This is a genomic window from Cellulosimicrobium sp. RS (assembly GCF_046159675.1).
In the GTDB taxonomy this organism is placed as follows: domain Bacteria; phylum Actinomycetota; class Actinomycetes; order Actinomycetales; family Cellulomonadaceae; genus Cellulosimicrobium; species Cellulosimicrobium funkei.
This window is the reverse complement of record NZ_JBJXVU010000007.1, coordinates 29174-42349: the sequence shown is the minus strand read 5'-3', so window position 1 is coordinate 42349 and position 13176 is coordinate 29174. Positions and strand designations below refer to the sequence as shown.

General features: G+C 72.6%; 14 protein-coding genes. 8 read left to right on the top strand and 6 right to left on the bottom strand.

What is annotated here, in order from left to right; genetic code table 11:
- Position 1: 1 nt before the first annotated feature.
- Positions 2-1600 carry an ABC-F family ATP-binding cassette domain-containing protein gene (locus ACI769_RS11920; RefSeq protein WP_034655609.1) on the bottom strand — a complete coding sequence of 533 codons (1599 nt, stop codon included), beginning with the start codon at positions 1598-1600 and terminating at the stop codon, positions 2-4.
- A gap of 248 nt (positions 1601-1848) precedes the next feature.
- On the opposite strand from ACI769_RS11920, the gene ACI769_RS11915 reads away from it, so the two are divergent.
- The 3 genes from ACI769_RS11915 to ACI769_RS11905 are packed head-to-tail and all read left to right on the top strand — an operon-like array spanning position 1849 to position 3696.
- Positions 1849-2217, top strand: a complete 369-nt coding sequence (locus ACI769_RS11915) for a hypothetical protein (protein ID WP_021481118.1) — start codon at positions 1849-1851, stop codon at positions 2215-2217.
- Positions 2218-2222: 5 nt separating this feature from the next.
- On the top strand, positions 2223-2756 hold the full coding sequence (locus tag ACI769_RS11910) for a hypothetical protein (RefSeq protein WP_409141631.1): 534 nt from the start codon (positions 2223-2225) through the stop codon (positions 2754-2756).
- A 34-nt stretch (positions 2757-2790) separates the two neighbouring features.
- Entirely contained in the window at positions 2791-3696 is a 906-nt protein-coding gene (locus ACI769_RS11905) for a neutral zinc metallopeptidase (RefSeq protein WP_409141630.1), read from the top strand.
- A gap of 19 nt (positions 3697-3715) precedes the next feature.
- Here the strand turns inward: ACI769_RS11905 and ACI769_RS11900 are convergent, their stop codons facing one another.
- Complete coding sequence (locus tag ACI769_RS11900; RefSeq protein ID WP_409141629.1) at positions 3716-4849, bottom strand: GNAT family N-acetyltransferase; 1134 nt, start codon at positions 4847-4849, stop codon at positions 3716-3718.
- 123 nt (positions 4850-4972) lie between these two features.
- Between ACI769_RS11900 and metH the strand changes: the two genes are divergently transcribed.
- Positions 4973-8566, top strand: a complete 3594-nt coding sequence (gene metH / locus ACI769_RS11895; RefSeq protein ID WP_409141628.1) for a methionine synthase — start codon at positions 4973-4975, stop codon at positions 8564-8566.
- 47 nt (positions 8567-8613) lie between these two features.
- Here metH and ACI769_RS11890 read toward each other — a convergent pair whose 3' ends face one another.
- Positions 8614-9282, bottom strand: coding sequence for a hypothetical protein (locus ACI769_RS11890; RefSeq protein ID WP_409141627.1), 669 nt, complete (start codon positions 9280-9282; stop codon positions 8614-8616).
- A gap of 384 nt (positions 9283-9666) precedes the next feature.
- Here ACI769_RS11890 and ACI769_RS11885 point away from each other — a divergent pair, with 384 nt between their 5' ends.
- From ACI769_RS11885 to ACI769_RS11870, 4 genes are all read left to right on the top strand, one after another.
- Positions 9667-10143: a DUF2975 domain-containing protein gene (locus ACI769_RS11885; protein ID WP_081599868.1), complete on the top strand. Its 477-nt coding sequence runs from the start codon at positions 9667-9669 to the stop codon at positions 10141-10143.
- On the top strand, positions 10144-10380 hold the full coding sequence (locus ACI769_RS11880) for a helix-turn-helix transcriptional regulator (RefSeq protein WP_085387777.1): 237 nt from the start codon (positions 10144-10146) through the stop codon (positions 10378-10380). It abuts the gene before it with no gap.
- Between the two features lie 85 nt (positions 10381-10465).
- Positions 10466-11113, top strand: coding sequence for a dihydrofolate reductase family protein (locus ACI769_RS11875; protein WP_085387776.1), 648 nt, complete (start codon positions 10466-10468; stop codon positions 11111-11113).
- Positions 11114-11179: 66 nt separating this feature from the next.
- Positions 11180-11620 carry a VOC family protein gene (locus tag ACI769_RS11870; protein WP_085387775.1) on the top strand — a complete coding sequence of 147 codons (441 nt, stop codon included), beginning with the start codon at positions 11180-11182 and terminating at the stop codon, positions 11618-11620.
- Between the two features lie 13 nt (positions 11621-11633).
- Here the strand turns inward: ACI769_RS11870 and ACI769_RS11865 are convergent, their stop codons facing one another.
- The 3 genes from ACI769_RS11865 to ACI769_RS11855 form a co-directional block, all read right to left on the bottom strand.
- Positions 11634-12002, bottom strand: a complete 369-nt coding sequence (locus ACI769_RS11865) for a DUF2200 domain-containing protein (RefSeq protein WP_114552602.1) — start codon at positions 12000-12002, stop codon at positions 11634-11636.
- 71 nt (positions 12003-12073) lie between these two features.
- Positions 12074-12661, bottom strand: coding sequence for a DUF6580 family putative transport protein (locus ACI769_RS11860; RefSeq protein WP_085387773.1), 588 nt, complete (start codon positions 12659-12661; stop codon positions 12074-12076).
- Positions 12658-13131: a DUF4430 domain-containing protein gene (locus tag ACI769_RS11855; RefSeq protein WP_034655592.1), complete on the bottom strand. Its 474-nt coding sequence runs from the start codon at positions 13129-13131 to the stop codon at positions 12658-12660. Before ACI769_RS11855 ends, ACI769_RS11860 begins: the two co-directional genes overlap by 4 nt.
- Between the last annotated feature and the right edge of the window lie 45 nt (positions 13132-13176).

The window sequence follows — 13176 nt, the reverse complement described above, 5'->3', positions numbered from 1 at the left end:
GTCAGGCCAGCGAGACGAGCTCCGCGTACTCGTCGCTCCACAGGTCCTCGTCGCCGTCGGGCAGCAGGAGGACGCGCTCGGGCTCGAGCGCCTCGACCGCGCCGTCGTCGTGCGTGACCATGACGACCGCGCCCTCGTACGTCTTGAGCGCCCCCAGGATCTCGGCGCGCGACGCGGGGTCGAGGTTGTTCGTCGGCTCGTCGAGGAGCAGCACGTTCGCCGCCGAGACGACGAGCGTCGCGAGCGCGAGGCGCGTCTTCTCCCCGCCGGACAGCACGTTCGTCGGCTTGTCCGCGTCGTCGCCGGAGAACAGGAACGACCCGAGCACCGAGCGCACCTGCGTGTCCGTGAGGTCGGGCGCCGCGTGGCGCAGGTTCTCGACGACGGTCGCGTCCATGTCGAGCGTGTCGTGCTCCTGGGCGTAGTAGCCGATCTTCAGGCCGTGGCCCGGGTGCACCTCGCCCGTGTCCGGCTGCTCGACCCCGCCGAGGATGCGCAGGAGCGTCGTCTTGCCGGCGCCGTTGAGGCCGAGCACGACGACGCGGCTGCCGCGGTCGATCGCGAGGTCGACGCCCGCGAAGACCTCCTGCGAGCCGTAGGCCTTGGACAGCCCGCTCGCGGTGAGCGGCGTGCGGCCGCACGGTGCGGGCTTCGGGAAGCGCAGCTTCGCGACCTTGTCGCTCTGGCGCTCGCCCTCGATGCCGGCGAGCATCTTCTCGGCGCGGCGCATCATCTGCTGCGCGGCGACGGCCTTGGTGGCCTTGGCGCGCATCTTCTCGCCCTGGGCGAGGAGCGCGCCCGCCTTCTTCTCGGCGTTCTGCCGCTCGCGACGACGACGGCGCTCGTCGGACTCGCGCTGCGCGAGGTAGGCGTCCCAGCCGAGGTTGTACTGGTCGAGCTCGCCGCGGTTGGCGTCCAGGTGGAACACCTTGTTAACCGTCGCGCGCAGCAGCTCGACGTCGTGCGAGATCACGACGAAGCCGCCGCTGTACGACTTGAGGTAGTCGCGCAGCCAGACGATCGAGTCGGCGTCGAGGTGGTTCGTCGGCTCGTCGAGGAGCAGCGTCTCGACGCCGGAGAAGAGGATGCGCGCGAGCTCGATGCGGCGGCGCTGGCCACCGGACAGCGTGCTCAGCGGCTGCCCGAGCACGCGGTCGTCGAGACCGAGGTTACTCGTGATGCGGTGCGCCTCGCTCTCGGCCGCGTACCCGCCGGCCGCGAGGAACCGCGCCTCGAGCTTGGGGTAGCGCTCCATCGCGGCCTCGTGGGTCTCCGCGTCCGCGCTCGCCATCGCGCCCTCGGTCTCGCGCATCTGGCGCACGATCTTGTCGAGGTTGCGTGCCGAGAGGACCCGGTCGAGCGCGATGACGTCGAGGTCGCCGGTGCGCGGGTCCTGGGGCAGGTAGCCGATGTCGTTGCCGCGCGTGATCTTGCCCGCCGTGGGCTGGGTCTCGCCCGCGAGGGTCTTGGTCAGGGTCGTCTTGCCGGCGCCGTTGCGGCCGACGAGGCCGATCCGGTCGCCCGCGGCGATCTGGAACGTCGCCTCGTGCAGCAGGACGCGGGCGCCGACGCGCAGCTCGACGCCGTGGGCGGTGATCACGTGCAGGTCCTCTCCGAAGGGTGACCCCGGTGGATCCAGCCTGGTGGGGCGATCCGATCGACGGGGCCCGACGATTCTACGGGCCGCGCGCCCGCTCCCGCGCGGTCTTTCTCTCGACGCCCCCCCGGACCGCCCCACGGCGGTCCCACACACAGGGAACAGAACGGGACAATCAGCCCATCGTGCTAGCCTCCGGACGTCCCGGACCGCCGAGGAGATGGCGGGGGGACCCGAGCAAGGAGAGCACGTTGAGCAACGCCGAAGCAGCACTGAGCAAGGTCCTCGAGCTGGACGGGGCGATCGCGATCGCGGTCGTCGACTACAGCAGCGGCCTGGCCCTGGTCCAGAAGCAGGCCGCCCCGTTCGACCTCGAGCTCGCCGCGGCGGCGAACACCGAGGTCATCCGCGCGAAGCTCCGGGCGATCGAGCAGCTCGGGCTCGAGGACGGCATCGAGGACATCCTCATCACGCTCGGCCGCCAGTACCACCTCATCCGCCTGTCGCAGCGCGAGAGCCTGCGGGGCACCTTCTCCTACCTCGTGCTCGAGCGCGGACGGGCGAACCTCGCGCTCGCGCGCCGCGGCCTGGCCCAGCTCGACGAGTCGCTGTCGCTCTGACGCCCGTGGTCGCGGACGCCCTCGACCAGCGCGGGCGGGTCGCCCCCCGCAGCGTGGTGGACGTGCTGCGGGGCATCGACGACGCCCTCGACCACGAGGCGCACGTGCTCGCCCTCGGTCCCGGTGGCCGGGTCCTCGGCAGCGCCGGCCCCTCTCCCGGCCCGGTCGTCGAGGTGGCGCGGGCCGTCGCCGCGGCCCTCACCCAGGGCCCGGCCGTCCCGGGCAGCTCGGCGCGCTGCATCCTCAACACCGCCGAGGCGTGCGTCTTCGTCTACCTGCTGGGGCAGGACCTGTCGGTCATCCTCGTGGGCCCGACGGACTGGAACATCGCCCTCACGGGCCGCCGCGTCGAGCGGTTCCTCGTCGACTTCGTCGACACCTACCTGGCCGAGACCGTCGCCGAGGCACCCGGTGACGGCCCCGGCACGCTGCCGCGTCGCGAGCCGCCGGCGCCCGTCGTCGGGCCCGGCGAGCGGCACGAGCACCGCGGCGACCACGACCTGCTCGCCCGGGTGCTGCGCGCGCTGGTCCGCTTCTGAGGCCTGCGACCGCGCCCGGGGGTAGCGTTCCCCTGTGACATTCCAGGAGGGCGGATCGTTCGAGGGCGGACGCGTCCGCAAGGGTGGCGGCCGCGGGCGCGGCCCGATGATCGCGGGCGGCGGGATCGGCGCGGTGCTCGTCGCGCTGCTCATCGCGTTCGTCGGCAACCAGACGGGCGTCGACCTCAGCGCGCTGACCGGCGGCGACGGGTCGGACTCCGGCGCGTACGGCGACGGCCAGCAGGAGTACATCGACACGTGCACCGCCGAGCAGGCGAACACGACGCGCGAGTGCCGGCTCAACGGCACCGTCCGGTCGCTCGACGCCTACTGGACCGAGGCCCTCCCCCAGCAGGCAGGGGTCGAGTACGCGCTGCCGGAGGTCGTGAGCTTCACCGGGCAGGTCTCGACGGGGTGCGGCGCGGCGACGAGCGCCGTCGGGCCGTTCTACTGCCCGCCCGACCAGACGGTGTACATCGACCTCGGCTTCTACGACGACCTGACGAACCGCTTCGGCGCGAACGACGGCGGGCTCGCGGAGATGTACGTCGTGGCGCACGAGTTCGGGCACCACATCGAGCATCTGACCGGCGCCATGGACGCGGCGGACCGGCAGGGCACGGGCCCGGAGTCCGACTCCGTGCGCATCGAGCTCATGGCCGACTGCCTCGCCGGCATGTGGGCTGGCCACGCCGCCACCACCGTCGACCCGAAAACCGGTGTGACGTTCCTGGCACCGATCACCGACCAGGAGCTGGACGACGCGCTGTCCGCGGCGTCCGCGGTCGGCGACGACCGCATCCAGGAGGCCGCGACCGGCCAGGTGAACCCCGAGGGCTGGACCCACGGGTCGAGCGAGCAGCGCCAGCGCTGGTTCACCATCGGCTACAACGGCGGCACGATCCAGGACTGCGACGCGCTCTCCGCCTCGACGCTGTGACCGCTCTGGCCGAAGTCGCTCAGAGCTCGATCGAGTACATGCGCGAGCCGGTGACCTTCTCGTAGCCGAGGCTCGCGTAGAGACCGTGCGCGCCGGACGGGTTCTCCGTGTCGACGTCGAGCGCGGCGTACTGCATGCCGTCCGCCGCGAACGCGCGCATCGCGGCCGCGAGCGCCGCGACGGCGACACGGCGCCCCCGGTACGCGCGCCGGACGCCGAGGAGCTCGGTGTACCCGAACGTGTACCCCCGCACGGGGAAGTCCTCGTCGTACCGGCCCGCCATCTCGTAGCCGACGACGAGCGGCTCGCCGGCGCGCAGCGCGGCGGCGGTCTCGGGGTCGGTGGTCGGGTCGGCGAGGAGCGCGTCGACGTCGGGCGCGTCGTCGACCACGAGGAACGACCACTGGGGCGCGAACTCGCTGCGCCCGTGCGTCCACGCCTCGGCGGTGCGGGGCTCGCTCCCCCAGTGGTCGCGGAAGGCGTCGTTGTGCGCGAGGCGCGTCGCCTCGTCGAGCTCGGCCGACCACGGGACGACGCGCAGGGAACCGTCGAGCGGGACGTCGGGCACCGGGGCCGCGAGGTCGCGGCGCAGGTCGGAGTAGAAGCGGCGGGCGACGAACCCGAACCGCGCGTAGAGCCGCGCCTTCTCGGGCGGGTCGGTGTCCTCCCCGAAGACGGCGAGCCGTGCCGGCAGCTCCTTGCCGCTCGCGGCGAGCACCTGCCGGGCGCGGGCCACCTGCCAGGCGAGCACCTCACGTCCGATCCCGCGCCCCCGGTGGGTCGGGTGGACGCCGCCGCCGAGGAACGCCCGCACGGTGCGCGCGTCCCCCGGGTTGGTGTCGACCATCCCGTAGGCGCGCAGCGTCCCGTCGGTGTCGAGGCCGACGATCGAGTCGGCCGCGACGTCGCGCCACGGCGCGGTGAAGATCTCCTCGATCTCCGCGAGCGTCTCGCGGTACGGCTCGTCGTCCGCCTCCGCGATGTCGTTGCGCAGCGTGAGCAGGGCCGGCGCGTCGGCAGGCGTGGCGGAGCGCCACGTGAGCCCGCCGGCGGTCACCGGCGGCAGGGTCGACGGCGCGGCGGCGCGCTCGGCGATCGGGGCGAGCGTCGGGGGCGCCGCCTCGGCGCGGTCGGTCGTCGAGGGAGAGGACATGGCGACCACGGTAGGGGGGCCCGCGCCGTCGGGCACGTGCTTTTCCCGTTCAGTCCGCGCGCGGCGCGTCGGCCCGCTGAGACGGCTCCCCGTGCCGTGCCGCACGCGATCTACGCTGCGAGCATGCCGACCGTCGTTCCTCAGGATCTCGCCGACGCCCGCTCCCGGGCCCTCGCGGAGGCGCTGCGCACGCGCGTCGTCGTCGCGGACGGCGCGATGGGCACGATGATCCAGGAGCAGGACCCGACGCTCGAGGACTACCAGGGGCTCGAGGGCTGCAACGAGATCCTCAACGTCTCGCGACCCGACATCATCGCCGCGGTGCACGACGCGTACCTCGAGGTCGGGGTGGACGCGATCGAGACGAACACGTTCGGCGCCAACTGGTCCAACCTGTCGGACTACGACATCGACGACCGGATCCGCGAGCTCGCCGCAGCCGGGGCACGGATCGCGCGCGAGCGCGCGGACGCCCACGCGACCGCCGACCACCCGCGCTGGGTGCTCGGCTCGATGGGGCCCGGGACCAAGCTGCCGAGCCTCGGGCACACGACATACGCGCACCTGCGCGACACGTTCGCCGAGCAGGCCGCGGGCCTCCTGGAGGGCGGGGCCGACGCGATCCTCGTCGAGACGAGCCAGGACCTGCTCCAGGCGAAGGCCGCGGTGACGGGGTCGCGGAACGCGATGCGCGACGTCGGGCGCGAGGTGCCCGTGATCGTCCAGGTGACGGTCGAGACCACGGGCACGATGCTCATGGGCTCCGAGATCGGGGCCGCGCTGACCACGCTCCAGGCGCTCGGCGTCGACGCGGTCGGTCTCAACTGCGCGACCGGCCCGGCCGAGATGAGCGAGCACCTGCGGCACCTGTCGCGGCACGCGGAGATCCCCGTGACGTGCATGCCCAACGCGGGCCTGCCGGTGCTCGGCCCGAACGGGGCGACGTACCCGCTGACGCCGGACGAGCTCGCGGCGGCGCACACCCAGTTCGTCACCGAGTTCGGTCTGGGCCTCGTGGGCGGCTGCTGCGGCACGACGCCCGAGCACCTGCGCCGCGTCGTCGAGGCGGTGCGCGCGCGTCCGGTCGTCGTGCGCCAGCCGGAGCGCGAGAACGGCGTCGCGAGCCTGTACTCGCACACCGACCTGCACCAGGACGCGTCGTTCCTCGCGATCGGCGAGCGCACGAACGCGAACGGGTCGAAGGCGTTCCGCGAGGCGATGCTCGCGGAGAACTGGGACGAGTGCGTCGAGATCGCGCGCGCCCAGACGCGCGACGGCGCGCACCTGCTCGACGTGTGCATCGACTACGTGGGGCGCGACGGCGTCGCGGACGTGAAGCAGGTCGTCTCGCGTCTCGCGAGCGCGTCGACGCTCCCGCTCGTCATCGACTCGACGGAGCCCGAGGTCATCGCGGCGGGCCTCGAGCTCGTGGGCGGGCGCGCCGTCGTGAACTCGGTGAACTTCGAGGACGGCGACGGGCCGACGTCGCGATTCGCACGGATCATGCCGCACGTGGTCGAGCACGGGGCGGCCGTCGTCGCGCTGACGATCGACGAGGAGGGCCAGGCGCGCACCGCGTCGGGCAAGGTGGAGATCGCCACGCGGCTCGTCGAGACGCTCACGCGTGACTGGGGCATGCGGGTCGACGACATCATCGTCGACGCCCTGACGTTCCCCATCGCCACGGGCCAGGAGGAGACGCGTCGCGACGCGATCGAGACGATCGAGGCGATCCGCGAGATCACGCGCCGCTACCCCGGCATCCACACGACGCTCGGGGTGTCGAACGTGTCGTTCGGCCTCAACCCCGCCGCGCGCACCGTGCTCAACTCGGTCTTCCTCCACGAGGCGGTCGAGGCGGGGCTGGACTCCGCGATCGTGCACGCCGCGAAGATCCTGCCGCTCGCGCAGATCCCCGCCGAGCAGCGCGAGGCCGCACTCGACCTCGTGTGGGACCGGCGGCGGTACGACGACGAGGGGAACCTCGTGCACGACCCGCTCGCCCGGCTGCTCGAGCTGTTCGACGGCGTGGACTCGGCGGCGCTCAAGGACCAGCGCGCGGCGGAGCTCGCGGCGCTGCCCGTCGGCGAGCGGCTGGAGCGGCGGATCGTCGACGGCGCGCGCAAGGGTCTCGAGGAGGACCTCGACGCGGCGATGGCGTCCGGGATCAAGGCGCTCGAGATCGTCAACGACCACCTGCTCGAGGGCATGAAGGTCGTGGGCGACCTGTTCGGACGCGGCGAGATGCAGCTCCCGTTCGTGCTGCAGTCCGCCGAGGTCATGAAGACCGCGGTCGCCTACCTCGAGCCGCACATGGAGAAGATCGAGGGCTCGAGCGGCTCCAAGGGCACGATCGTGCTCGCGACCGTGCGCGGCGACGTGCACGACATCGGCAAGAACCTCGTCGACATCATCCTCACCAACAACGGCTACACGGTCGTCAACATCGGCATCAAGCAGCCGATCTCCGCGATGATCGAGGCCGCCGAGGAGCACGACGCCGACGTCATCGGCATGTCCGGGCTGCTCGTGAAGTCCACCGTCGTGATGAAGGAGAACCTCGCGGAGCTCACGTCGCGCGGGCTCGCCGGCCGCTGGCCGGTCCTGCTCGGTGGCGCGGCGCTCACCCGCACGTACGTCGAGGACGACCTCGCGGGCCAGTTCCCGGGCGTCGTCCGGTACGCGCGCGACGCGTTCGAAGGCCTGCGCCTCATGGAGCCGCTCGTGCGCGTCGCGCGCGGCGAGTCGCCCGACGACGTCGGGCTGCCCGCGCTGAAGAAGCGCCGCCACGCCGTGGTCACCGTGACCGAGACGCCCGTCGAGGACCTGCCCGCGCGGTCCGACGTCGCGGCCGACAACCCGGTGCCGGCTCCCCCGTTCTGGGGCACGCGTCTCGTCAAGGGCGTCCAACTCGCGGAGTACGCGGCGTTCCTCGACCAGCGCGCGACGTTCATGGGCCAGTGGGGGCTCAAGCCCGGCCGGGGTGACGACGGAGCGTCGTACGAGGAGCTCGTCGAGACCGAGGGGCGCCCGCGCCTCAACGCCTGGTACGAGCGGATCCGCACCGAGGGCGTCGTCGACCCGTCGGTCGTGTACGGGTACTTCCCGGTGTGGTCGGAGGGCGACGACGTCGTCGTCGCGCACCACGGCGCCGGGCTCGCGGGCATCGGCGCGCCCGACGGCGGGTCGGGCGGCGAGCCCGGGACAGAGCGGCTGCGCTTCACGTTCCCGCGCCAGCGCCGCGACCGGCACCTGTGCCTCGCCGACTTCGTCAAGCCGCGGTCGTGGGTCGAGGAGACGGGCCGGTACGACGTGCTGCCCGTCCAGCTCGTCACCATGGGAGCGAGCGTGGACCAGCACACCGCGAAGCTCTTCGCGGGGAACCACTACCGCGAGTACATGGAGCTCCATGGCCTGTCGGTGCAGCTCACCGAGGCGCTCGCCGAGATGTGGCACTCGCGCGTGCGCGCCGAGCTCGGGTTCGCCGACGAGGACCCGACCGAGGTCGAGGGCATGTTCAAGCTCGAGTACCGCGGCGCCCGCTTCTCGCTCGGGTACCCCGCCTGCCCGGACATGGAGGACCGGACGAAGGTCGTCGAGCTCCTGCGGCCCGAGCGTGTGGGCGTCGAGCTCTCCGCGGAGCTCCAGCTCCACCCGGAGCAGTCGACGGATTGTTTTGTGTTCCATCACCCCGAGGCCAAGTACTTCAGCGTCTGACGATCGCCAGCCGCGGGGCGTCCTTCCGGGGCGACCGGGGAGCAGCGTCAGGACCACGTCCACGTGCCCGTGACCTGCTCGATGAGCTCGTCGCCGTTGTCGTAGGGGGTGACGATCGCGATCACGAAGAACTGGACCTCGTCCGTGCCCGACGCGAACCGCTCAGGTGCGAAGGCGGTGATGAAGGCCTTCGTCCGCGTCTCCTCGAAGGTCCCCTCGACCCGGGTGATGTTCGCCGGAACGCCGTCGAGGGTGGTCGCCTCGTGCAGGTTGAGCATGCTGCCGTTCTCGGCGAAGTACGAGTCCGCGAGGAGGTCGACCGCTCCCCCGAGATCGGTCCCGACCCCCCACGCCTCGGACGTCGCGACCCGCACCGGTTCGACCGACACCTGCCCGTAGACCGCCCCGACGCCCGTGGGCACCACCGCCCCGTCGACGACCTCGCCCCAGAGCTCGAGGGCACCGTGGCAGTGTTCCTCCTGGTCCGAGGAGACGTTGTTCACGAACGCCTTCGGACCCTCGCAGGACCAGCAGTGCGTCCGCACCGGCTGGCCCGAGACGATCTTGTACCCGGCCCCGGAGGGGGTCGCCGGCTCGCCCTCGCTCTGGGGCGTCACCGCCGCCGCAGGGGTCGCGCCGTCGTCGGTCTCGACGAAGGGCAGCGCGCAGCCGGGAACGACCGTGAGGACGACGGCGACCCCGAGTCCCGAGAGCACGCGACCGACGGTGGCTCTCCGACGCGTGGCGAGGCGAGTACGGGAACGGTGCCCCGTGCGAGGGACCGCGGTCGTTCGCTCGTGCTGGCACGTGCGCTCATGCTGGTCGAGCATGATGATCCTCCTGGTCGTGGGCTCCTGGACCGGACGGTAGACGCCGCGACGGCGAGGGCACCCGTTATCCACAGGCCAGGATCCCCAGGATCTTGGGACGCCACGCTGTGACTCGGCTGATCGACCGCTCCGCGGACGAGAGAGCACCCGGGGCCGACGCCGCCGGCGGACGGGTACAGCGGATACCGCCCGGCCGCGCGCTTCCCCCTTCGCGCAACGGGTCGTGCCTCGGTCATTGACAGGGCCGTCTCATCTATCGACAATCGATAGATGAGACCTCCCCTCGTCGCGTGCACACGAGCGCTCCTCGTCCTCGTGGTCCTCGGCACCGCGCTGTCGATGTTCCTCGCCCCCCTCCTCGCGGCCGAGGTCGGGGCGCAGTACCCGGAGGTCCGCAGCCTCGTGGTCCCGTACTCCGTGCTGGCCGTGCTGGCGCTGCTCGCGGTCGAGGTCGCCCTCGTGGCGGTGTGGCGCCTGCTCGGCCTCGCCGCCCGCGACGAGGTGTTCGACCCGCGCGCGCTGCGCTCGGTCACCGTGGTGATCGGGTGCGTGGTCACGGTCGCGATCCTCGCCGCGACGGTGTTCGGTCACCTGACGTTCGGGGCGCAGCTCGGCGGGCCGCTCGTGCTCCTCGGCCTCCTCGGCTCGCTCGTGGGCGGGGGCGCGCTGGCCCTGCTCGTCGTGGTGCTGCGCGCGCTGCTCCGCGCCGCGACCGCCGACCGCCGCGAGCTGGCCGCGGTGATCTAGGTGCCGATCGTCATCGACCTCGACGTCCTCCTGCCGCGGAGGCAGATGTCCGTCGGCGACTTCGCCGCCGCGGTCGGCATCACGCCGGCGAACGTCGCCGTCCTGAAGAACGGGCGCGCGAAGGCCGTGCGCTTCTCGACGCTGGACGCCGTCTGCCGCGTCCTCGGGTGCCAGCCCGGAGACGTCCTGCGGTGGGTCCCGGACGAGCCCGACGACGCAGGACCGCCCGCCACCTGACCCGCCCGGCCGCCGCGTCGATGAGTTCGGCGACCGGACGACGTCTTACCCGTGACCGAGACCACGACGCCGCGGGAGCCGAGCCATGGGAAGCATCGAGATCGAGCTGTTCACGACCCTCGACCTCGTCGGGCAGGCGCCCGGCGGGCCGGAGGAGGACTCGGAGGGCGGGTTCGCGTTCGGCGGGTGGCAGGCGCCGCTGCTCGACGACGTCGCGGGCGAGCAGATCGCTGCGGCGTACGAGGGCACGGACGCGCTGCTGCTCGGGCGCCGCACGTACGACATCTTCGCGTCGTACTGGCCGTTCCAGGAGGGCGGGCAGGACGACGACTTCGCGGCCCTGTTCAACCGCATCCCCAAGTACGTCGCGTCGCGCGGCACGCCGGACCTGTCGTGGGCCGGGTCGACGCTGCTCTACCCGGACCTGCCCGCCGCGGTGCGCGAGGTGCGCGACCGGCACGAGCACGTCAAGGTCGTGGGCAGCCTCGACCTGGTGCAGACGCTGCTGCGCGAGAGGCTGTTCGACCGCCTCGACCTGTGGGTGCACCCCATCGTGCTCGGCGCGGGCAAGACCGTGTTCGACGGCGGCGCAGTCCCCACCAACCTCACGCTCCTCGAACCGCCGTCGCCCAGCCCGACCGGCACGGTCCTGCTGCGCTACGGCCTCGCGGACGGCACACCCGGGACGGGCGACATGAGCGAGCCGGGACGCGGCGTCGGGCAGGACGGCTGACGCCCTGCTCGGCGCCGGACCAGCACCCCGGACGACCCGCCGTCCCCAGCACCTCAGGAGGCACCCGTGGCGATCCAGCGCCTCGACAACGTGGCCGTCGTCGTCGACGACCCCGACGCGGCCGTCGCGTTCTTCGCCGAGCTCGGGATGGAGCTCGAGAACCGGATGACGATCGAGGGACGGTGGGCGGAGCGCGTCGTCGGGCTCGACGACCTGCGCTCGGAGATCGCGATGATGCGCGTCCCCGGCGGCCCCGGGCGGCTGGAGCTCACGCGGTACCACGCGCCGGCGCCGCTCGACCTGGGGCTCGGCACCGCCCCGCCGAACGTCGTCGGCCTGCACCGGGTGATGTTCGCCGTGGACGACCTCGACGACACGGTCGAGCGCCTCGCCCGCCACGGCGGGGCGGTGCTGCGGGAGATCGTGCGCTTCGAGGACGCGTACCGCCTCTGCTACCTGCGGGGACCCGGCGGCATCATCGTCGGGCTCGCGGAAGAGCTCGGGTGAGCCACAGGCGCCGCTAAAAGGCGGTGGCCGCCTCGCCGCGCAGGATCGACGACATCTTCTTGCCGCGCGCGACCTCGTCGACGAGCTTGTCGAGGTAGCGGACCTTCTGCATGAGCGGGTCCTCGATGTCCTCGACGCGGACGCCGCAGATCACCCCGGTGATGAGCGAGGCGTTCGGGTTCCACGCGGGGGCCCGGTCGAAGAACTCCTCGAGCGTGATCTCGTCGGCGATCGCCTGCGCGAGGCCGGCGTCGTCGTAGCCGGTGAGCCAGCCGACGACCTGGTCGAGCTCGTCCTTCGTGCGCCCCTTGCGCTCCACCTTGGTCACGTAGAGCGGGTAGATGCTCGCGAAGCTCGTCCCGAAGATCCGGTGTCCCGCCATGGATGACCTCCTCCTGCCTCGGCTGCGCCCGTCACCGGCTCGGCCCGTGCGGCCCTCCGGCACGAACCACGCTACCGGGCGGCAGGGACGGCGTGGGCGCCGACCATCCCGTGCGACGCCTCGAGCCGGTCCACGAGCAGCGTCCCGGCCGCGACCAGCGGCACGAGCACGAGGTTGCCGAGCAGCATGGTGCGCAGGAACGGCAGACCCGCGACGTAGCTCGCGACGAGCCCGTCCGCTCCGGCCGGGTACCAGACGCCGCGGCCCTGCAGCCAGACGCCGAAGTTCGTCCACGCGAAGAACCACAGCGAGCCCGCGACGCCGAACGCCGCGCCCGCGCCGACGCGGCGCCAGCCGGTCGTGTCCCGCGCGAGCAGCGAGCCCAGCCCGACGACGAGCCACGCGCTCCACGTGAACAGCGCGATCGCCGTGTTGCCGAGCACGACGTCGGACACGACCGTCACCGCGAGCGGCACGACGAACGCCCACCGCGAGCGCAGCAGGATGGTCGCCGCGAACGTCGCCGCGGTGACGAGCTCGAGGTTCGGGGGTGCACCGAGGTCGGCGCGCACGAGCCGCCAGACGACGGCGAGCGCCGCGAGCGTGACGACGAGCGCCGGGCGCCACCAGCGCAGCGCCGTGCTCTCCGAGCGCGTCACGAGGTGAACGTCTCGAGCTTCCACGTGATCTCGTCCCCGTCCTTCGTCTCGAGGGAGCCTGCTCCCACGGTAGCCATCTCGTCGTTCACGTACAGGGCCCAGAACTCGCTGTCCGGGTCGGCGGCGACGCCGTCGATCGCCGTGACGAACGCGTTCTCGCCCTCACCGGTCACCTGGGCGGACGGGTCCGCCTCGAGGAGCAGGTCGAGGGCCGTCGCGCCCTCGCGCCCTTCGTACGAGAGCTCGGGCGCGTCCTCGTCGTCGCCGGACTCGTCGTCGGGCGCCTCGTCCGTCGTGTCGTCGGCCGGGGCGCTCGACTCCTCGCCCGCGGTCGCCGTGGAGGTCGACGTGGTGTCGGCGGCGGGCTCGTCGGCGGACGAGCACCCGGCCAGCAGGCCCGCGGTGAGCAGGACGGCGGTCAGGGCGGTGAGCGGGCGCGCGGACGTGGCGCGAAGCGTTCGGAGGGTCACATCGTCAGCGTACGGAGCGCCGCCCGGCTCGCGCCGGGTCGCCCG